Genomic DNA, 19,623 nt, shown 5'->3' with positions numbered 1-19,623 from the left:
CCGACATGGTCGTGCCACGCGGAGGCGGGGGCAGGGCGTGAGACATGACTGCTCGCGGCTGATGACGCGATACCGCCTGGCACCTCGGGTCGGTGGCAGTCACATGTATCCCGGTGCGGCTGGGCAGTGGTGCGTTCTCTTGCGTCCGGAGGGAGGTTGCGCCGGTAGAAGCGTCGGTACGCGCGGACCGAGGGGCCGTCAGCCGCTGACCACAGATCTTTGGAGTGGGCCCGGATCGCTGCCGCTACCACCGGGCCACTCCGGCGCGTCTACGGGCGCGTTCCTTGGCAGACGAGGATTCCGCCAAGGCAAGCGACCCGGAACGCGCCCTCAGCCTGGATGAGGCCGACGAGCGCCGCGAGCTCGCCCGGCAGCCGCCGGGCGAACTTGGCGCGGCGGAGTTCCGAGATACTGGGCGGTGATGGCATGTCTCGATTGCTGCCTGGGGACTCGAAGCACATGCGGGAACGGCAGGCCCAGGTGCCTCGCAAACGAGGGCGGCGTGCGCATGACTCCAGCGCAGTGTGCGACCGCTGTGGCGGCCGGAGTGCGCTAGGGCAGGATGCCGGTGTCGGTGAGGATCTGTTCTGCCGATGTGCAGTTGCCGTCCTGTACGGCCATGGTCATCGCGGCGCGCGCGGCCGACGCGGGGGCCTCTGGCGGGATTACCAGGAAGGAGAAGTGGTCCTGAGGTCCGCGAGTGATGATCATTGTGCCGTCGCCGACGGCGGACCAGTCGATGCGGACCATGCGGTCGTCGATGACCAGGTGGCCCGGAGCGCCGTCCCAGGCGCTCGCGTCCAGACCGACGCGTGCGACGGGGCCAAGCCGGCCAGTCAGGGCGGTGATCAGGCCCGGCAGTTGGGTTTTGAGATCACGGGTGCGTGGCCACCACGCGCCGTCGAACAGCCCGTCACGGCTGGAGGTTGTCTCCATCCTCAGAACGGCCGCGCCGGGAACAACCGGCTGATCGCTTGTGTCCGCGAGGAGCAGGAGAGGAGCCGGGGTATCGGCGGTCATGATCTGCCGCCCCTCTGAGGACTTTCCTGCACGGGCGGACTGCGCATGGTGTCTCACTTCCGGGCGCGACGGCGCGGCCAGAGCCGCCCGAAGCCTGCGATGCGATGGTCGCGGTGAACGCCAGTGGTACTCGAAGCCGCGTGTCCGCGGGAATCGGGCGGATCTGCCGTGGGCCGAGTACGAAGGTTCGACTTGGCGCGGCCGTAGGGGAAGGCCGCGATGCGTTCGTCGTGCTGGGAGTTGAGCATGTGGATCGCGAGCGTGCCCAGAGCGATCATCGCCAGGATCACGAGCACGGTGACGAGGGTGTCCATGATCGTCACATCCCTTCAGCCGGATCCGGTACCTGACCAATGACTGCCGGGGCAGACAAAGGTGAGGTCGGTTGGCGTGCTCCAAGGCCGCCTTCGGAGTCCCAGACCCTCTCCCGGGTCGAGTCCCAGTCGGCCTCGGCGGCGATCCGGTAGAGCTCGGCCTCCTGGATCAAGCCGCTCGCGGTGAGACTGCGCAACGGATCAGTGGCCGCGGTCATCAGACGGGCCGCTGTGCCGGGGCTGGTCTCGGGTGGGATCACGAGCAGGTCCCAGCGGCCTGCGGTGTAGGAGAGCAGCAGCAGTTTGTGCGGGTCCTGCTCGGCCTTGAACCAGCCCACGTGTACCACATGCCCGTGGACGGGCACCTTGCGTGGGATGACTGGCCAGAACGTGGGGTTCACCGTGACACGAGTGATCCGCCCCCACTTGGGGTCCAGTACGGCCGTCAGCGCGGGAAGTTCCGCCACGAGGTCGCGGGACCGGGGCCACCACGCACCGTCGATCAGAGCCGGAGCGGTGCCGGCCGGCGCCAGCATGAGTCGGAGGGGCGGCGAAGAGGTCCGGTCTTCGACCGCGGGCGTATACAAAATGGTCGCGGTCATGACGCGGACCCTGCCCCGGGCCGGTGCAGGCCGACCCGGCGTTGTGAATCGCCGGAGACGACACGAGCGTGAAAGCAGGTGTGCGAAGTGTCCTCGGTAACTTCAGGATACTTCTGGACAGGGCCCGACGGACCGATGCGGAGCGATGGGTTGAACGGTGTGCGGGAGCCCCCACAGCGGATGGGACGCCGCCGAGCGCGCCGGGACCATCGCACGGCGTAGCCCGGGCCCTCTGCCGCAGGAGACTGGCGATCCAGAGGGTGGCTGCACGGAGGTCTCCGTCGCGTGGTCGGGAAGCTCGGTGAGCATTCAGGCGGGTCTCCGAGCGGATGCTGGTGACTACGCGTCACCAGTAGTCTTGATGCGTACGCGGGGCACCGGCGAAAGTTCCCGGTGCCCGGCCTGCAAAGTCGGTGGCGGGTGGACGCCGTGAGGAGCTGCGGCCATGCTGTGGACGCTGATCACGGCTGCAGGCGAGTTCGGCGTTGGCCTCAGCGTTTTGCCGAGTCGGTGAGAGTGACACCGCATCAGGTGTCACCTCGGCGCCGTGACCGGAACCGTGCTCGGTGAGCAGCAGGGCGATGTCGTCGGCTCGGTACGAGGAGCCCCGGGCGTTGTGCAGAAGCCGGTCGGCGAGTTCGTCCAGTGAGCCGGCGCGGGCGCGGGCGAGGGATGTTCGCAGGCGGTCGATCCCCACGTCGATGTCGGCGCCGCGTTCCTCGACCAGTCCGTCGGTGTAGAGGGCGAGGATGGATCCTGGCGGGAGGTCGATCCGGGTTGCTGGATAGGCGCTTGCGCGATCCACACCGAGGAGTGGGCCGACGTCCAGTTCAAGGGCGTCGGTCATCCCGTCGGGACGGCGGAGCAGGGGTGGGGGGTGGCCGGCGATGACGGCGTAGGCATGGTGGCTGTGTGGTTCGAGGTGGATGGAGCAGCTGGCCAGCAGCCCGGGGTCGAGGTCGATGAGGGTTCAGTTGACGCCGGCCATCACATCGCCGGGCGTATGGCCCACGGCTGCGAAGGCCCGTACCGCGCTGCGCAATTGGGCCATGGTGGCCGCGGCGGCGATGCTGTGCCCTTCCACGTCTCCGATGACGAGAGAGACCCCACTGTCGGTGGGGATGACGTCGTACCAGTCGCCACCGATGTCCATTCCGCTGGTGCCGGGCAGATAGCGCGCGACGGTGCGGATGCCCGGGACTACGGGCAGCCGGTGCGGCAGGAGCGCCTGCTGCAGACCGCGCGCGAGGGCGAACTCCGAGTCGTAGAGCCGTGCGCGTTCCAGGGCCTGGGCGATCAGCCCGGCGAGTGCGGTGAGGACACCGCGGTCCTTCTCCGTGAACCGGTGGATCTCGTCGAAGCCGAGGACGCAGGTGCCGACAGGGTGGCTGGAGGCGATCAGTGGCAGATACGCCCAGGAGCTCACCCCGCCCACGGGGATGCCCGGGTAGCCCTGGGAGAGGTTCTGCTGCGACTCGATGAAGAGCGGAGCGCCGGAGGTCAGGGCGTCGGTACCGGGCAGGCGGGCGTGCAGCGGTACGCCCTCCAGCCAGTCGAGGAAGTCTTCGTGGTGGCCGGTGTGGAAGAGCAGGTGCATCGTTCCGTCGCGGACCACGTAGATCGCCAGCTGCTGGCCCCCGAAGGCTGGTAGGAACTGGTCGGAGACGACTTCGCAGACTTCGCGGGCGGTGACCGCCTCGGTCAGCGCGCTGCCCAGCTGCAGGACGTGGTACATGACACCCATGCGGGCCGGTGTGGCAGGGGTTGCTGTCTCGGCCGAGGAGGCGGACGGCGTCGAGGTCGAGGTCGAGGTCGAGGGTGGATGACCGGAGGGCACCACCCGGCCGGTTACTCCGTCCGCCTCCGGATGGAGGGAGAAGGCGAGCCACCGGTCGGGCGGGCGGCAGGCGAGGAAGGAGACCGGCGCCTGCGAGATCATCGCGGACCGGTGCCGGTACTCGGCGTCGGGATCGGACAGCCACGGCAGCACGTCCGAGAGAAACTGGCCCAGCAACTCGTCGCCGCGCACGCCCAGCAGCTGCAGGGCGCTGTGGTTGGCGTAGGTGACCCGCCCGTGCGAGTGATCGGTTACGCGCGACGGCATCCTGTTGGCCCAGTGCAACCCGACCCACCCTGCGAAGAGTTCGATGAACTTCGACGCTGTGGGACCGCGTTTCGCCGTCGATGTCCTTTGACAACGAAATTAGTCCGGTGCGGTGCCCGGCCTGGCGCGACCGATGTCAAACGATCAGAGCCCGCTCGCGCGCGCCCTTCCCCGGTGGGCCCGGCCCGCACCACTCTCGGTGGCTTATGGGCACCACGGCCGAAGCGGCCGGCCAGCCGCGAACCTGCGCGGTATGGGCCCTGGCGCCCTGCACCGGCGAAGCCTGACTCGGCCGCAGCTCGGCCAAATAATCCGCCCGAGGCTGTGGGTGTGGTCCGGCATGATCGGCCGTATGGATGAGAAGAACTTCGCTGAACGGGCTGGGCAATCCATACGGCGGGCCCTAGAGGACTGGGGGGCGGGCAGTGAGCACTTCGCCGTTCTGCACTCCGGGTTCGGCTGCGAGTACGCCCTCAAGGCTTTTCTGATGCGCCGCAATCCGGGGCTGATCGACTCCAGTCGAGACAAAACCCTGATCCACTACACGCTGGGCACCTCCGGCAAACCCGATCACGAGCTGCTGAACCTACCCGCCGGGGGTGTCAACGACCCTCGCGTACCGCATGGTTCACACGACGAGCGCCCCGCCTCGGGGGTGTCGAGGCGGGGCGCTCGCGTGTTCGTGGGGGGGGGCTACACCTGCATGCTTACAGGCCCCAGCTATACCGGATCTTGTTTTGGAGGCCGGTGCCTTCGGCTCCGGCGGCTTGTTTGACGAGGGTGACGCCGTGGGTGCCGCGGAAGTGGCCGATGGGGGCCATGGGTCCGGACCAGGCGGCGCCGAAGCGGGGGTCTCCGGCGGAGGGGATGTCGGAGGGTCCGAAGGTGTCGGGGCAGATGGGGCTGGAGACGGATGCGCCGCCGCCCTTGCCTTCGACGCTGACGGTGATGCTTCCGCATTGGGCGACCGGCTGATCGGCCAGGGGTTGCCAGCTCACGACTTCTTCGCCTCCTCGGTAGATGAGGATGGAGTCGACGCGGTTGAGCTTGTAGGGGAACCAGAAGTCGTCGTCGTGGGAGACGGCGCTGGTTTTCATCTCGTCCGCGATGTAGCGGCCGTGGGGGTCGTCCTGGTCGAGGCGACGGAGGTTGCAGCCGTGGGATTCGAGCTTGCCGCCTTCGGCTGAGAGGTCGACGCACCAAGTGGCGATGATCGGGCCTTTTTCAGCCGCAGCGCGGGGCTCGGGTGCGAAGGTCTTCCTGGCTTGGACGGGGTCCATGCCCATGGCGATCTGCTGGTCCACGGCGGACATGCCGCGGTTTTCCTGACGCGCAATGAGCTGCTTTCCGCTCATCCCCGCGGTGTCGGTGGCCTCGATGCTCTCCACGCTCAGGCTGCCGCGGCTCTTTTCGACGCGCACCTTGGACTGGGCGCGGCTGGTGACGCGGACGGTGGCGTCGCCGTCGGTCCAGACGGTTTTGTAGATGTCGGGGCTGATCTTCTTCAGCTCTTGGAGGTGGAAGCGGTAGGCGTCGGGTCCGCTGAGAGTGATACCGGCCGGGGTCTTGATGCTCACTTTGGGGCTGTGGGAGTCGGTGGGGCGGTGGGAGTCGGGTTCGGCTGCTCCGACGGTGAGGATCCCGCCTATGAGGGCGGTGGCTGTCGCGAGGACGCGGACTGTTCTGGGTTTGCTGGTTTTCATGCTTCTTTTCCCCCGTGTGGTCAGGATGCCGGCGCGCAGTTGTGGGCGCCGGTGGTGGCGGAGCCTATGACGACGTCGATGAGTCCGAGCGCGTCCTTGAGGTGGACGGCGTTGACGGTCATGCCCTTGTCGGCACCGGCTGCGGGGAGCTGCTCGTTGATGACGAGTCGGGCTACGCCGAGGTCGATGACGGTGTTCGGGACGTTGGGGACGTCGATCGTTTTACCGGCGATCTTCAGGGTGGTGCCGGTGTGCCCTTCGGCTTTGGTGCAGGTGCTGGTGGAGACGGCTTCGACTCCGGAGAGGTCGAGTACCGGGAGGCCGGGAAGTCCGATTTTCGCGGACTTGACGGTGGTCTTCGCGGTTGATGTGCCGGGGTTGAGGCTGGTGTTGACCTCGGCGCACAGGGCTTCGATGTTGACGCCGATGGTCTTGACCTGTCCGCTGCACTGAGGCCGGTTGGTGGTGGCGCGTGCGGTGCGGATGACCCCGGTGTCGGGCTGCGGCGGGATCTTGACCGGGAAGAGGATCAGGTTGACGTCCGCGGAGGCGCCGAACGCGCGCCCGGTGGCGTACTGGAGTACGGCCGTGGAGGTGGCGTTGGAGGGGAGGTAGTAGTCGTCCCCCGCGAACGCCGCCGACAGGGGCACGGTGGCCTCTGTGTTCAGGTCCTGGTTGACCTTGTCCACGGTGCACGTCGCGTCGCCGCCGCTGCTGGTGGCGCCGTTGCAGGCCTGTTCGGCGCCGCCTGCGCCCAGAGCGAGGCGTACGGTGCGCTCCGGTACCGCCTGCCCTGCCCCGTCCTTGAGGGTCGCGGCGAGTTTGGCCGGTTCGTCGTTGGCGAGATGGCGGGTGCCGTTGTAGGCGAGGGCGGTGGTGGCCTTCTTGACCTGGAAGGTGTGGAAGGTGCCGACCCTGCCCGCCGGGGATTCGACTCGGACGCTGATGCCGTAATAGCCGGGCTTGTTGACCGGCGCGAGCGTGCAGGAGGCGGCGCCGGTGCTGGTGCTGGTCGCCTCACAGGTGGCGTCGCCGACACGGAAGGTGACCTTCGCGCCCGCGTGCCCGTCCTCGCCGAGGGTCACTTTGGCTGAGACGGTCGTGGGTGCACGGTAGGCGGCCGTAGCGACGCCGGTGTAATCGACGTCCAGCTCGGCTGCGGCAGCGGTGGTCGGGACGGCTACGACGGCGGCTGAAGCGGTCAGCAGGACGCTGATGGCGCTGGCCATCGTGCGTTTGGGCCGGATGGTGTTTCTGGGCAGGAGCATGGGCCCCCCGTCTCACGCCGGTTTCCCCCGGGCGGCGTGGTTCCCCGTGGGGCCGCGTGGCGCGGCCATGACAAGCAAGCTAACGCTCTCCGGTAGGGCTACAACAGCCCCTTGACGCACTTGTGTTGCGCACTGGGGTGCGGAGGGGGAGGCTCCGTGGCGGCGTAGGGTTCGCACGTGATTGAGCTGATTGCGGCGTACGCGAATTATCCGCTGGCGGCGGCGTCGCTGGTGGCGGCGTCGCTGGTGGCGGCGTCGCTGGTGGCGCTGATGGTCCAGGGGTGCTGACGCGGTTGCAGGTCAGGCAGCGGGAGGAAGAAGGTCCGCACCATCAGCCTGAAGGAAGCGTTCGATCAGGCCACAGTGATCTGGGGCAAGAACGCGCCCATCACGCAACAGCAGTTCGCCGTGATCGTGGAGGGAAAGGACGGCGAGACTCACCTGGGCTGGCACCACGCGAGCAGCGCCGACCGCGGCCTTCAGTACGCCGTCACCCTCATCGAGGCCATCCGCGCCGATCTGAAGGCCCCATCGGCCGTCTTTTGGGGGCCATACGACGGCATCTTCGCCGACCTGGACAAGGTCAAGAAGGTGGCGGTGCCAGCCCTGCGGCCGGGGCTGGAAGACGCGGTCGAAGCCCTGGCGCGCAGGGAGTTCGAGAACGCCATGAGCGCCACTGACACGGCTTTCGACAGAAAGGACAGTTCCGCCTACGTGGCGACCTGGACCGCTCTTCAGACGGTCGGCGCCGTCGCACAGCGTCAGGCCGTGCGGCTCCTGACGGAGTACGACGTTCTTCCGCTGGCGCTCCAGCCTGTGTCGCATGCCCCCACGCGGATGATGTTCCTGCGGGCGCAGGATGCGCTCGCCGTGAAGCAGAGCGTTGCCCGCGCCGTCTTCAACGGCTTCATGGAGGGCTGCGCCTCCCGCCCCTCGATGGGCGGCCTGCTCAAGCCATCCGCGAGGGGAAACCCGAACACCGGCGTTGGGACGCTGGTGTGGCCGGCGCCGGTGTCGCGTCGGGTGTTGAGTGAACTGGCGCTCGCCTCCTGCTCCGCGTGCCACAAGGTCGCGGTGATCTACGGGGGCATCACTGAGGAGGACTGCGGCTGCGAGGTGCGCGAGTGTGGCAGCGGGGCTTGCCTGGACCATCCCGGCGACGTGGTGCGGTGGGCGTACCCGGAGCTGTACTACTGCTCGTGGTGCTCGTTGACCCTGGACCATCCCGGCGAGCTGGAGGCGGCCAACATCAGACTGACCTTCGAATGGGAGCGGGAGGATTACTGGAAAGAGTGAGCCGAGACTCCACCCTGACTGGTACAGCCACCCAGCACCCTCAGCCCGCTACCCCATACGACTAAAGGTTGTTGCAGAAGGGTGGGTGTGGGCAGGTCGGTGTGCTGGCTGACCTGCTGGTTCAGCGTGTCATGGCGAGGTTGTGCATGGTGGCGACAGCCTGGATGGCGTGGTGGAGGCCGTCTCCTTTCTGGCGGCAGTCGCGGAGGATCTTCCAGTTCTTCATCCGGGCGAAGGTGTGCTCGACGCGGGCCTCACCCGTCGGTGTTCGGCGTTGTCCTCCTCCTGGCCGCGCAGGAGGGGGCGTCCGGCTCGTCTGCGATGCGGGACGATCAGCCCGGTGCCCAGGTAGGCGCCATCCGCGATCACCGTGGCGCCTGCGGCTTTCGCCGGCAGGTCCGACTCCCGCCAGGCGTGGGCGTCGGCCTTGTTTCCGGGTACCGGACGCGCTGATGCGATCACCAGCCGCGTGTCCGCGTCGATGATGACCTGCACGTTTGCTGAGAACCGGTAGTTGCGGGAGGAGGCGGCGACGGTGCGGTCGCGGACCGGAATCAGGGTGCCGTCCACGATCCACAACCGCTCGACATCGGCGACGGGCCGCGGCGCCGGCTCCAGCGCGAGGAGCGGACGCAGCCGCTGGATGACCCGGCAGACGGTAGCCGGGGAGATCCCGAAGAGCGGGGCGAGTTGGCGCATCGTGAGGTTCGTCCGGTAGTACACCGCCACCAGCAGCACCCGATCCGCCAACGGCAGGCACCATGGACGGCCACCACCAGGCCCGTTCCCGCCCCGCTCCCGCACCACCCTCACGAGCTTCTCGAACCGGCCCATCCGCAACCCGGTGAACGTCTCCACCCACAACGGCTCAGCCCGCAACACCCCACCCACACAAGGGGAATGCCCCATCCCAGACGTTCTGCAACAACTTTTAGATTCTGTCTCTCCGATCACGCTGGTTGCCCGGGGACTCGGCCACCGCGATGGGGTCCTGGCGGCATCGCCTCCAGGACCCCGCGCAATCAGCGCCGATCGTGGTTCGGGATCGCGATCCTGAACTTGGCTACGTTCTCCCCGGTCGTCCACCGGTGGAAGCCGGCCTTCTCCAGTACTCGGACTGAGGCCGGATTTGACAGTTCTACGTCGGCGGACACGGTGTGGACATCTGGCAGGGTGAGGGCGAACTCGGCCAGGGCCTGGGTGGCCTCGGGGGCATAGCCCCGGCCGCGGCGGGAGGCCACGATGCCGTATCCGATCTCAAGGACGCCGTCGCTGGGCGGCCAGAACAGGCCGATGGAGCCCACCACCAGGCCGCTGTCGCACTCGATGATCAGACGGTGGCCGTAGGTGCCGAGCCAGTCGGGGTACTGGTTGAAGAGGCCCGCGACCACGCGATCGCCATCGGCGGGAAAGTCGTCCGCCCAGTGAGGGGACCGGGCGCCGTCGAGGACTGCGGTGGCCTCGCTCTTGGTCCAGGGCCGCAGTACGAGGCGCTTGGTGACTACGTCGGCGTGGGCAGGTGAAGAAAAGGAAGACGCCCAGGGTTCGCGTGAGGTCATGGGACCGAGCGAAGCCCTGTTCGGTGCAGCTGGGGGAATGGGCAACCAGGGTGCCGAAGAAGTCGAGCAGAACGTGGGTGACACGAATACCAGGCATGGTCGCATCTTCGCCTCCCCTGCTGTGCCCGTTCGATATCGGATGACGGAGCGTCACGCCGCGACCGCCCCCTCCGGCCGTTCTACGAGGTGTCCGCGTTCGAAATGGGCGCGGGCCCGGACCAGGGCGACGAGGTGGGGTGCGTTGACCGCGCGCCAGCGGTCCTGGGCCGATTCGATCAGCTTGAACACCATGCCGTTCTTGGATGCGCCGGCTGTTATTGAAGCCGTCGATGTACTCAAAGAGCGCCAGGTTCGCCTCGGCCCGGGTGGCGAAGACGCGGCCGCGGACGCACTCGGTCTTGACCAGCATCCACAAGTTCTCCGCGAGGGCGTTGTCGTACGAGTCCCCGACGGAGCCCATTGATGCCTCAACTCCCGTCCGTAGCAGGCGTGTTGTGAGTTTGATGGACGTGTACTGGCAGCCGTGGTCCGCGTGATGAACGAGCTTGCCGGGCTCGACTTCGCGGCTGGCCAGGGCGTACTCCAGCGTCGTCAGGACGAGATCGGCGTCCGCGCGGGCGGAGGTCTCCCAGGCCACCACACGCCGGGAGAAGGCATCCCGGATCGCCGACAGCCACAGGGGGCCCTCACCGGTGGAGATTATCGTCAGGTCGGTGACCCACAGCCGGTCCGGCGCGGGGGCGGTGAAGTCCCGCTGGACCAGGTCCGGGGCCAGGGTGGCCTTCGGATCGCGGCGTGTGAAGCCCTTGCGGCGCGGGCTCACCCCCGCCAAGTCGGCCTCGCGCATCAATCGCTCGACCCGCTTGCGGCCGATGGCCACACCCTCGCGTTTCAGGACGGCGTGCACGCGCGGGGAGCCGTAGATCCCGCCGGAGTTGGCGTGGATCCGCCGGATCTGCTCCGTCAGCTCCGTATCCCGCCGACGCCGCTCGCACGGCTCCTTCTCGGCGTGGCACCACCGGTAGTAGGTGGAGGAGGGGATGTGCAGTTCCCGGAGTACAGGCTCGACCCCCAGGTGCGCGTGCTCGTCGAGGAGCGCGGTCACCTGGGCCGGGTCGGGTCGAGCTGGGCCGCGAAAAAAGCCGAGGCCGTCCGCAGGACCTCGTTGGCCCGCTTGAGCTGGGCATTCTCCTTGCGCAGAGTGGCCAGTTCCGCCCGCTCGTCGGTGGTCAGAGGGAGCGCGCCTCTTCGCACCCGCGGGCCCCGGGGATGTCATGGCGCTGATCCCCTGGGGCCCGCGGTGTGTCCGGACGTGGCCCGGGTCAGAGTGCCCCGGCCACTTCGGAGGTGGCCCACAAGACACGCCCAGGCGACCGGGGCAGTGCCGCGCGCGAACGCTGATATGCCTCCCGGGTTCGACGAGGTGCCGCACCTGTCCGGCGTGGTCATCATGGTCATCCAGGCCCCGTCCGGCCATCAGGAGCGTTGGGCGGGAGGGGAAGGTGATGACGATGGAGCTGTTCCCGCCGATCCCGCTCGCCGAGTGGCGCGACACCAAAGAGACACTCCATCGCTTCGCGCAGATCGTCGGGAAGGTCCGCCTCGCCGCCGGCGCCCGGCGTAATCACTGGTGGAATGTCCCGTTCCACCTCACGGGGCGCGGCATCACCACTCGCCCGATGGGACAGGTCGACGGCAATCCGATCTTCACGATGGACTTCGACTTCGTCGGACATCAGCTGGTTGTTTCGACTCTGGACGGCAGGCAGATTTCCCTCCCGCTCATCGGCCAGTCGGTGGCGTCCTTCCATGACGCGGTCATGGCCTCGCTGGCTGCGCTGGGCGTCCGGGTGCGACTCGACGTACCCAGGCCCTTCGACCTGCCCGACGCCGGCCGGCCGTTCGCCGAGGACACCGAGCACGCGACCTACGATCCCCCGCAGGCCAACCGCTACTGGCGGGTGCTCAGCCAAGCGGCGTCAGTACTGGAGGAATTCGCCGCAGGGTATTCGGGGAAGGTCAGCCCGGTGCACCACTTCTGGCACACCTTCGACATCGCCCACAGCCGGTTCTCCGGGCGTCACATCGAGCAGCCTGCGCAGCTCGACCCGGTCACCCGGGAGGCGTACTCCCAGGAGGTGATCAGCTTCGGCTTCTGGTTCGGGGACGACACCTTCCCCGAGCCCGCGTTCTACTCCTACACCGCCCCGGAGCCCGCGCACCTGGCCGAGGAGCCGCTCCGGCCCGCAGCGGCACGCTGGATCGCCCGGGGCAACAGCCACCTTGCCGTGCTGCGGTACGACGAGGTCCGTACAGAGACCGACCCGTGTGCTGCCGTACTCGCCTTCTACGAGAGCGCGTACCAGGCCGGCGCCGGGCGCGCCGGCTGGGAGATCGAGCAGATGGCATGCCCTGGCGGGGTGACGGACCCGCAGCTGTGAACCCACGGGCCCGGCGCCGCGTCCGGCTGACGCCCGCACGCCGCCGCGGCCCGGCCGTCGGCGTGGTCACGGCGGCACCGCCCGGTCAGGTGTCGGTGCGCGCCAGCACGCCCTGGAGCAGCCCCGTTGCCTGGCCCACCTCGATGAGGTAGCCGTCCGGATCGCGCATGTAGCAGCGCAGCTCGGCACGGCGGTCGATGGGCGGGGTGAGGAACTCCGCTCCCTTCGCGACGGCCGCGGCGTGGAAGCGGTGAATGTCGGCCACCCGCACATTCAGAAAGCTGGAGGCGGTGCGGGGGTCCTCCGGGGGGCGCAGCACGACATCCGGTTTGTCGTCGGTGGGCCCGCCGCCCGGGTTCATGATGATCCAGCTGTTGGCGACCTTGATGATGCAGGGATTCTCGTCCAGCACCACCTGTCCCCCCAGCACGTCGGCGTAGAACGCCCGGGAGCGCGGCACATCGGAGACGGTGAAAAAGTGCGTGAGCACCAGGCCCGAACGGTGCCGCGTGCCCGGCGTGCGGGGTCTGGTCGAACCGGGTTCATGGTTCCTATCTGCGGTTTCCTGCTGATGTGCCAAGCGCCGGACGAAGCGTTGTTCTCCAGCTGCGGGTCCGCCGGTTCGCCTGCGGGAACTCGGGGTGCGCTCGCCGCACCTTCGTCGAGCAGATACCTGGCCTGACCCGTCGGCACGATCAGCGGACCGAGCAGCTGCGCTCGACGCTGGCCGCGGTTGGTCTCGCCCTGGCGGGCCGGGCCGGCGCCCGCCTGGCCTCTGTCCTCGGGGTCTCCGTCAGCCGGAGCACGGTTTTGCGCCTGGTCGACGCGATTCCCCAGCCGGAGGCGCCCGCGCCGCGTGTAGTGGGCGTCGACGAGTATGCGACCCGCAAGGGCCGCCACTACGGCACGGTCCTCGTCGACGTCGAAACCCGCCGTCCTGTCGACTTGCTGCCAGACCGGGAGGCAACGAGCCTGGCGGCCTGGCTCGCCGATCGGCCCGGTGTCGAGGTCGTGTGCCGGGACCGGGCGCCGTTATTCGCCGAGGGTGCCGCTGCCGGGGCTCCGCAGGCCGTCCAGGTCGCGGACCGGTGGCAGTGCGCCATGAGGCGCCTTGTCGTATTCCCGGCTTCAGCCGGGAGGAATTCGGAGGGAAATTCCTGGGTCTGATGGCTTACCCAAACCGGAAACGGGGATGGGGAAAATAGCATGCCAGAAAAGCGACGGCCGGGTTCAGGCGTCAGAGACGGTGCGTCGCGGGACCCGCGTGATATGGCGAAAGCTGGATTGCCTGAACCCCAATGCCCAGAAGATTGAAGGTCAAATCCACCGGAAAGACGTCCGAAACCGGTGCCGTTCCCTGCCTTGGGTTAATGCCAGACCCGAGACAACCTCCGGGAAACGGAGCGATGCCCAGTGAGGGTATTCAAGGGTATGAGTGGGGCGCCTACGTCACGCTAGTACGTACGACAAGGACGAACATGGGATCGCCTACGGGAGGAGATCTTCCTATGGCGACGGAGGCCCCGTAGTAGTCGCCGGAGTCACGACCGGCCAAGGAGAACGGGAAAGCCGTTCACATTGGGCGAAGGGGGCCAGGTGATTGGACACCACAGAATCGGGAGGTATGCGAAATGCAGAGTGCCGAAACAGTACTGGGTGTCCTCCGTGGACGCGGCAGGCGTAGCCTGCCGTGCAACGAACTGTACCGACAGTTATTCAATCCGCAGTTGTATCTGCTGGCCTACGGGCGTTTGTACTCCAACAAGGCAGCGATGACGCCCGGGGTCACCGGGGAGACCGTGGACGGCATGTCGCTGGGCAAGATCGAGCACGTCATCGACGCGCTGCGCCACGAGCGGTACCGGTGGAGCCCAGCCAGAAGGGTCTACATCCCGAAGGGGCGGGGCAGTTCGCAGCTGCGGCCGCTCGGCCTGCCTCCGTGGAGTGACAAGCTCGTCGGCGAGGTGATCCGTCTGCTTCTTGAGGCGTATTACGAGCCGACGTTCTCTGATTCCTCTCACGGTTTCCGTCCCCGCCGGGGCTGTCACACCGCACTGCGCAAGGTGGCCAACACCTGGACGGGGTCGATCTGGTTTATCGAGGGTGATATCTCCCGGTGCTTCGACCGGCTTGACCATTCGGTCATGCTCCGAACCCTGGGCGAGAAAATCCACGACAACCGGTTCCTGCGGCTGGTGCGGAACATGCTCAAGGCCGGATACATGGAGGACTGGATTTGGAACGCCACGCACAGCGGAAGCCCGCAGGGCGGGGTTGTTTCACCCATCCTCTCCAATATTTACCTGCACAAGATGGATGAGTATGTCGAGAAGGTTCTGATCCCTGAATACACCCGAGGAAAAGTCAGGAAGCCGAACCGCGCCTTCTTCCGGGTGTGGGCGGCGATGCAACGCGCTCGCAAGCGTGGCGACCGCACCCAGGTGCGAGAACTACGCAAGCAACTCCACAGCATGCCCAGCATAGATACCCATGATCCTGGGTATCGACGGCTGAGGTATGTGCGCTATGCCGACGACACCCTGCTCGGGTTCGCCGGACCAAAGGCAGAAGCCGAGGAGATCAAGGAGCGTCTGGCGCAATTCCTGCGTGATGAACTCAAGTTGGAACTGTCGCCGGAGAAGACGCTCATCACGCATGCCCGTACCGGGGCGGCGAGGTTTCTCGGTTATGACATCACCGTGCACCACAACGACCGCAAGATCTCCGGCAGGCGTCGGTCTGTCAATGGGACGATCGGTCTGCGTGTCCCTCGTTCGGTGGTAGTTGCCAAGCAGGCCCAGTACATGAAGCGCGGCAAACCCGCGCGTCGGCCCCAACTGCTGAACCAGGACGATCACGTCATCATCAGCACTTACGGGTCCGAGTACCGCGGCATCGTCCAGTACTACCTGCTGGCCGGCGACGTCTTTCGATTCGCCCGGCTGCAATGGGCCATGTCGGCCTCGATGTTGATGACGCCAACAAGCACCGGTCGTCGTTCTCGAAGGTGGCTCGCAAGTACGCGGCCACGATCGAGACACCCAACGGGCCGCGCAAGTGCTTCGAGGCCCGCGTCGAACAACCCGGCAGGAAGCCACTGGTCGGACGGTTCGGCGGGATCCCGCTGAGACAGAACAAGAAGACGGTCGTCACCGACCGCCAGCTGGCCCCGGTCAACATCAAACGCAAGGAGCTGGTCACCCGGCTCCTCGCCGGACGATGCGAGGCATGTGGGCGCGTCGACGAGGTGGAAGTCCACCACGTCGCCAAGCTCGCAGACCTGGGCAGACCGGGAGATCGGCCGCCGTGGGCAGATCTCATGGCCGCGCGGAAGCGCAAGACCCTGGTGGTCTGCGGGACTTGCCACGCGGACATCCACGGCAAGAACCCTGGCTCAGCACACACGGAGTAGTCACTGGAGAGCGACGTGCGGTGACAAGTCGCATGCGTCGTTCGGACTGGGGGTCGTTGGAAAAGGACCTGCTCAGCAGGCACCTCGCCGACGGCCCACCAGTACCCTCTGGCACAACCTGAGCGAAGCCGCCGAGCGGAGCGTCGCCCAGCACCGCCGCTGCCTCCGCGCTCTGGTCCCCACGGCTCCTGAACCCGAACCCGAGGCTGTTCCGGCCGCGGACTCGTCATCCCGGGCAGGGTGGCTTTCCTGAGCCTCGGCACCCGTAGTAGCCGACCCGGGTCGCTTATAGGCCATCACGTGTGTGATGACTACATCGTGTGGAGTCGGAGAGGACGATCCAGGCGGCCATGGTGGTCGCTGGCGCCGGCTACCTGCTGCGGTTCCCGCGGAAAGGCAAGGTAGACCGGCTTGGTCCTCGATCCTCGGGGGTGTCGCCGGACCGTTCACCTCGCCTGCGGCGCACCTCCGTGGTGCGATGGAACGGGGGTAGGAAGGAGAGAGTGATGGTCCCACCAGCAGCGGAGAGCAAGAGTGGCGCGGCCCCGGTATCAGTCCGCCCGCTGGATGAGGCTGACCTGGATCGGGCCGATGAGATCTGCAGAGTCGCCTTCGGGACCTTCCTGGGGGCACCTGATCCGTTCGGGACCGTCGACTACGTCCGCACCCGCTGGGCGGCCGATCCACAGGCGGCGTTCGCGGCGACGGTCGAGGGCGAAGTGGTTGCATCGAACTTCGCCGCCAACTGGGGCAGCGTCGGGTTTTTCGGACCGCTGACCGTACGTCCGGATCTGTGGGACCAGGGCATCGGCAGGCGTCTGATGGAGCCGGTCATCGACTGCTTCGACGCCTGGGGGAATCGCCACCTCGGCCTGTTCACCTTCGCGCACAGTCCCAAGCATCTTGAGCTCTACCGCCGGTACGGTTTCTGGCCTCGATTCCTCACAGCCATCATGAAGAAGCAGGTCACAGACGGTGCCGCAGTCCCCGGCCGGGTGCTCTATGGCGAACTGCCCGCCGCCGAGCGGCCCGACGCGCTGAGCCTCTGTCGCGCACTGACCGGAGCCGTGTACGAGGGCCTGAGCCTGGAACGCGAGATCGTGGCCGCGCACGCGCAGGGACTCGGTGACACCATCCTGCTCCATGGCGCTGGCTCCGAGCTCGACGGCCTGGCCGTCTGCCACTGCGGAGCCGGGTCGGAGGCTGGCGTGGACGTGTGCTTCGTCAAATTCGGCGCCGTACGTCCTGGTCCGGAGGCCGCCGACCGGTTCGAGCGACTGCTCGACGCATGCGAGCGGCTGGCCGCCGAGCGCGGGCTGGGGCAACTGGACGCTGGCATGAACCTGGGTCGCCCGGATGCCTACCGGCGCATGATCGACCGCGGTTTCCGCACCTGGTTGCAGGGCGTGACCATGCACAGGCCCAACGAACCCGGGTACAGCCACCCCGACGCGTATGTGATCGACGACTGGCGTTGACCACCGCCGCGCTCGGCCCGCTAGGAAGGCCCGGTGCTGTCAGAACTCGGGCTCTGGCTCAAGTTCTGTGGAGCGGCACGCTGAGTGACGGCGAGCATCGGGCGAGGCGTCCCAGTCCCTGTCACCGCGCGCCAGGCTGCTGTTTCCCGACGGCAAGTTCCTGTTCGCTGCTCCGATCGAGCGGTGCGGGCCCACTTATGCCGTCAGGTCCCAGTGACCAGCAGAAACGGCGTTACGCTCCCCTCTGGTCGCACCGGAGGACACGGAGAGCGCATGAGGTATGGCCTCTATAGGATGGCCCGCGTTGGCGTGTTCGCGGCGTGCCTTGGGCTTGTCGCAGCCTGCGGTTCGGGAGGGGGACCCGGCGAGGACGACGCATCCCCCACTCCGCCGTCTCCGAGCCTCACCACATCAACTCCGAGCCCCACCAGTTCAAAGACGAGCGCGACACCTTCGCCGTCCGATGGGTCTCGTTCCTATGGCGGCGACGCGACACCTTCGCCGCCCGATGGGTCTCGTTCCTATGGCGGCGAGTCGGTCCCTCCACCTCCGCCTGTTCCGAAGCACACCGGAAGGGGAGAGACGGATCCCGAGATCGCTCCGCCGGAGCCGTCTACCGAACCTCCCGCTTGCCCCGGCGCTCCCGGTTGTCCCCCGCCTCCTGGGAACCGCGAGCCTCAAGAGCCCGCGCCGGACGGTACGTGAGCGAAACGGAGCCTCGCCCTGCGCGGTGGGCCAAGCGAGCGGACCCAGACCTGGCGTCGCCCACCGCGCTGGTCAATATCGTGATCGCCCAGGCGTCGTTCATCGCCGCATTGATGTTCTACGTGGGCGTGATCTATACGAGCGCGTATTACGGCCACTTCCACCTTTCCCCCTTCTATCTCGGCTTCGGCTTTGCTGAATTTGTCCTGCAGAGCTTGCATCTGATGACCTTCCCGGTCCTCGTGGGTGCCGTCGTGCTGCTCATCGCGGTTGCCATTAGCGGGCGCCGACCGCGACAAGCACTACCCAACGGCTTGGTACGCGGCACATCGCGGGGCACGCAGGCACTGGCCCGCTACTACTTGGTCATCGTGGCCGCAGGCCTGCTCCTGCTCATCATGTGGTGGCAATGGCAACTGCTGCTGCCGTACCGCTGGGTCGGCCCGCTTCTCATCGCCATCGGCCTGCTGCTCGGTGAAGCGCGGCCAACTGACGTGGATCACCCGAGGGGCCTGCTGGACACAGCTGTGCCGATCTTCGCCGCCGGAGTGTTCCTGCTCTGGACTGTCACCCTGGCTGCCGGCCAGCTCGGCGAGCAGAACGCCAAGAACGAGGCCCGCGATGTGGTCAAGCGCACCGGCCTGGTGGTCTTCAGCGGGCAGCGACTTGGCCTCAGCTCACGATCACCCGATCTCCACTTCGAGGACCTCGGCGAGAACGTCCACCTTCGCTTCCGCTACACGGGCCTGCGACTCATCACGGCACGCGAGGGACGCTACTACGCCGTCCCTGTCGGGTGGAGGGCGAAGACCGATCATGTCTACGTCATCCGGGAAGCCGACGATGTACGCATCGAGTTCACGCCCGGCGTCCAGTAGACGCAGGATCCGTCGCGACGTCCAAGCAAGCGCCGAGCTACCGCAGGTCAGAAGCGTGACAGACGGCCTGCAGCGGCACGGACTGTGTGGCCCCGGCCCCCGTGACGGGAGGCGGTACGGCCAGGGGGCGCACCCGCCGCGCACCGCTGCCAGCACCACCGACGTCTCGTTACGGCCGACCGACAACGCCACGGGCCCCAGGGAGACTCGCCACGACATCCCGGAAGGGCCAGCGAGGCCCACCGGTCGCACGAGGCGCCCCGCAGTTCAACCCACGACACCTTCGCCGACACCCCGCTCCGGCCTCAGCTGTCACTCAGCGTGCCACTCCACAGAACTTGAGCCAGACCCACTACTCGTGAATAAAGCCACCTGGCCTGACGCTCTACTCCGTCGGCCTGGGCGAGCAAGGCGGTGAAGACCCATTACCAGTGCCGTCGACCGCCCAGTTCCGCAACCGCGTGTAGGCGCCCTTCCATGAGTCGTACTTCTTCCGGCGGGTGGCCCCACTGCGAGTCTGTCTGGAACTTCCAGGCGATCGCGTCGATCACCTCACGGTGACAGCGTCGGTTACCGATGTTCCTCAAGGCCGGTTAACGACGCCATTGGCACGGGTGTCGGGTCGTGGTTGACGAAGAAGTCCGGGCGTGGGCCGGTGGGTGCGACGGGGGTGTTGGACGTGGGGTTGTACGTGATCAGGCCGAGCGTTCGGGTGTGCGGGGAGCGGTTGGGGGACGAGCTGTGGACCAGGTTGCTGTGGAAGAGGACCACCGTGCCGGCGGGGCCGGTGGCGTGGCGGACGCCGTGGGTGCGGGCCATCTCTGAGGTGACTCCTGTGGTGTG

The 19,623-nt window shown here is 67.3% G+C and carries 15 protein-coding genes and 5 pseudogenes; 6 read left to right on the top strand and 14 right to left on the bottom strand.

Going from position 1 to position 19,623, the window contains the following annotated elements; genetic code table 11:
- Window positions 1-269: 269 nt before the first annotated feature.
- The 7 genes and pseudogenes from J7I98_RS40960 to J7I98_RS12630 form a co-directional block, all read right to left on the bottom strand.
- Window positions 270-428, bottom strand: a complete 159-nt coding sequence (locus J7I98_RS40960) for a hypothetical protein (RefSeq protein ID WP_251020540.1) — start codon at window positions 426-428, stop codon at window positions 270-272.
- A gap of 124 nt (window positions 429-552) precedes the next feature.
- Window positions 553-1,020, bottom strand: a complete 468-nt coding sequence (locus J7I98_RS12660) for a DUF5994 family protein (RefSeq protein WP_214920752.1) — start codon at window positions 1,018-1,020, stop codon at window positions 553-555.
- 53 nt (window positions 1,021-1,073) lie between these two features.
- Window positions 1,074-1,334, bottom strand: a complete 261-nt coding sequence (locus J7I98_RS12655) for a hypothetical protein (RefSeq protein ID WP_214920751.1) — start codon at window positions 1,332-1,334, stop codon at window positions 1,074-1,076.
- A 5-nt stretch (window positions 1,335-1,339) separates the two neighbouring features.
- Window positions 1,340-1,936 carry a DUF5994 family protein gene (locus J7I98_RS12650; RefSeq protein WP_214920750.1) on the bottom strand — a complete coding sequence of 199 codons (597 nt, stop codon included), beginning with the start codon at window positions 1,934-1,936 and terminating at the stop codon, window positions 1,340-1,342.
- Window positions 1,937-2,282: 346 nt separating this feature from the next.
- A pseudogene (locus tag J7I98_RS12645) lies at window positions 2,283-4,040 on the bottom strand (SpoIIE family protein phosphatase).
- A gap of 707 nt (window positions 4,041-4,747) precedes the next feature.
- Window positions 4,748-5,743, bottom strand: a complete 996-nt coding sequence (locus J7I98_RS12635) for a hypothetical protein (RefSeq protein ID WP_214920749.1) — start codon at window positions 5,741-5,743, stop codon at window positions 4,748-4,750.
- A gap of 20 nt (window positions 5,744-5,763) precedes the next feature.
- The gene (locus J7I98_RS12630; protein WP_214920748.1) at window positions 5,764-7,011 is read right to left on the bottom strand and encodes a choice-of-anchor P family protein; all 1,248 of its coding nucleotides are present in this window, start codon (window positions 7,009-7,011) and stop codon (window positions 5,764-5,766) included.
- A 363-nt stretch (window positions 7,012-7,374) separates the two neighbouring features.
- Here J7I98_RS12630 and J7I98_RS12625 point away from each other — a divergent pair, with 363 nt between their 5' ends.
- The gene (locus tag J7I98_RS12625; RefSeq protein WP_214920747.1) at window positions 7,375-8,307 is read left to right on the top strand and encodes a hypothetical protein; all 933 of its coding nucleotides are present in this window, start codon (window positions 7,375-7,377) and stop codon (window positions 8,305-8,307) included.
- Between the two features lie 121 nt (window positions 8,308-8,428).
- On the opposite strand, the pseudogene J7I98_RS12620 reads toward J7I98_RS12625, so the two are convergent.
- The 5 genes and pseudogenes from J7I98_RS12620 to J7I98_RS12600 all read right to left on the bottom strand — a co-directional run bounded on the left by J7I98_RS12620 (window position 8,429) and on the right by J7I98_RS12600 (window position 11,120).
- Window positions 8,429-9,216 (bottom strand): annotated as a pseudogene (locus J7I98_RS12620) (transposase).
- A 113-nt stretch (window positions 9,217-9,329) separates the two neighbouring features.
- Entirely contained in the window at window positions 9,330-9,866 is a 537-nt protein-coding gene (locus tag J7I98_RS12615) for a GNAT family N-acetyltransferase (protein ID WP_214920746.1), read from the bottom strand.
- Window positions 9,867-10,016: 150 nt separating this feature from the next.
- A pseudogene (locus J7I98_RS12610) lies at window positions 10,017-10,157 on the bottom strand (IS256 family transposase); the annotation flags it as partial.
- A 55-nt stretch (window positions 10,158-10,212) separates the two neighbouring features.
- Window positions 10,213-10,971 (bottom strand): annotated as a pseudogene (locus J7I98_RS42885) (IS3 family transposase); the annotation flags it as partial.
- A complete protein-coding gene (locus J7I98_RS12600) occupies window positions 10,968-11,120 on the bottom strand; it encodes a hypothetical protein (RefSeq protein WP_214920744.1) in 153 nt (50 codons plus the stop codon). The gene J7I98_RS12600 and the pseudogene J7I98_RS42885, both read right to left, overlap by 4 nt.
- Before the next feature lie 257 nt (window positions 11,121-11,377).
- Here J7I98_RS12600 and J7I98_RS12595 point away from each other — a divergent pair, with 257 nt between their 5' ends.
- Window positions 11,378-12,307 (top strand): DUF5996 family protein, encoded by a 930-nt coding sequence (locus J7I98_RS12595; RefSeq protein WP_214920753.1) that lies wholly within the window; start codon window positions 11,378-11,380, stop codon window positions 12,305-12,307.
- Window positions 12,308-12,392: 85 nt separating this feature from the next.
- Here J7I98_RS12595 and J7I98_RS12590 read toward each other — a convergent pair whose 3' ends face one another.
- Complete coding sequence (locus J7I98_RS12590; RefSeq protein WP_214920743.1) at window positions 12,393-12,797, bottom strand: VOC family protein; 405 nt, start codon at window positions 12,795-12,797, stop codon at window positions 12,393-12,395.
- A gap of 65 nt (window positions 12,798-12,862) precedes the next feature.
- Here J7I98_RS12590 and J7I98_RS12585 point away from each other — a divergent pair, with 65 nt between their 5' ends.
- The 4 genes and pseudogenes from J7I98_RS12585 (at window position 12,863) to J7I98_RS12570 (ending at window position 18,780) form a co-directional block, all read left to right on the top strand.
- The gene (locus J7I98_RS12585; protein ID WP_251020541.1) at window positions 12,863-13,474 is read left to right on the top strand and encodes an ISL3 family transposase; all 612 of its coding nucleotides are present in this window, start codon (window positions 12,863-12,865) and stop codon (window positions 13,472-13,474) included.
- A 464-nt stretch (window positions 13,475-13,938) separates the two neighbouring features.
- A pseudogene (locus J7I98_RS12580) lies at window positions 13,939-15,719 on the top strand (reverse transcriptase/maturase family protein).
- A 506-nt stretch (window positions 15,720-16,225) separates the two neighbouring features.
- A complete protein-coding gene (locus tag J7I98_RS12575) occupies window positions 16,226-17,197 on the top strand; it encodes a GNAT family N-acetyltransferase (protein ID WP_214920742.1) in 972 nt (323 codons plus the stop codon).
- A gap of 785 nt (window positions 17,198-17,982) precedes the next feature.
- Window positions 17,983-18,780: a hypothetical protein gene (locus J7I98_RS12570; RefSeq protein WP_214920741.1), complete on the top strand. Its 798-nt coding sequence runs from the start codon at window positions 17,983-17,985 to the stop codon at window positions 18,778-18,780.
- Window positions 18,781-19,350: 570 nt separating this feature from the next.
- On the opposite strand, the gene J7I98_RS12565 is transcribed toward J7I98_RS12570, so the two are convergent.
- A partial coding sequence (locus tag J7I98_RS12565; protein ID WP_214920740.1) for a phytanoyl-CoA dioxygenase family protein occupies window positions 19,351-19,623 on the bottom strand: 273 nt, incomplete at its 5' end.

It is taken from the genome of Streptomyces sp. ISL-98 (assembly GCF_018614055.1).
In the GTDB taxonomy this organism is placed as follows: domain Bacteria; phylum Actinomycetota; class Actinomycetes; order Streptomycetales; family Streptomycetaceae; genus Streptomyces; species Streptomyces spiramyceticus.
Note: the sequence above shows the minus strand (reverse complement) of the source record. Positions and strands in the feature narration are given on the sequence as shown.

What these genes read in the sequence shown, in the direction of transcription:
- J7I98_RS12575 (WP_214920742.1), top strand. Translation starts at nt 16,226, where the DNA reads ATGGTCCCACCAGCAGCGGAGAGCAAGAGTGGCGCGGCCCCGGTATCA.
- J7I98_RS12655 (WP_214920751.1), bottom strand. Translation starts at nt 1,334, where the DNA reads ATGGACACCCTCGTCACCGTGCTCGTGATCCTGGCGATGATCGCTCTG.
- J7I98_RS12615 (WP_214920746.1), bottom strand. Translation starts at nt 9,866, where the DNA reads ATGACCTCACGCGAACCCTGGGCGTCTTCCTTTTCTTCACCTGCCCAC.
- J7I98_RS12650 (WP_214920750.1), bottom strand. Translation starts at nt 1,936, where the DNA reads ATGACCGCGACCATTTTGTATACGCCCGCGGTCGAAGACCGGACCTCT.
- J7I98_RS12595 (WP_214920753.1), top strand. Translation starts at nt 11,378, where the DNA reads ATGGAGCTGTTCCCGCCGATCCCGCTCGCCGAGTGGCGCGACACCAAA.
- J7I98_RS12660 (WP_214920752.1), bottom strand. Translation starts at nt 1,020, where the DNA reads ATGACCGCCGATACCCCGGCTCCTCTCCTGCTCCTCGCGGACACAAGC.
- J7I98_RS12635 (WP_214920749.1), bottom strand. Translation starts at nt 5,743, where the DNA reads ATGAAAACCAGCAAACCCAGAACAGTCCGCGTCCTCGCGACAGCCACC.
- J7I98_RS12630 (WP_214920748.1), bottom strand. Translation starts at nt 7,011, where the DNA reads ATGCTCCTGCCCAGAAACACCATCCGGCCCAAACGCACGATGGCCAGC.
- J7I98_RS40960 (WP_251020540.1), bottom strand. Translation starts at nt 428, where the DNA reads ATGCCATCACCGCCCAGTATCTCGGAACTCCGCCGCGCCAAGTTCGCC.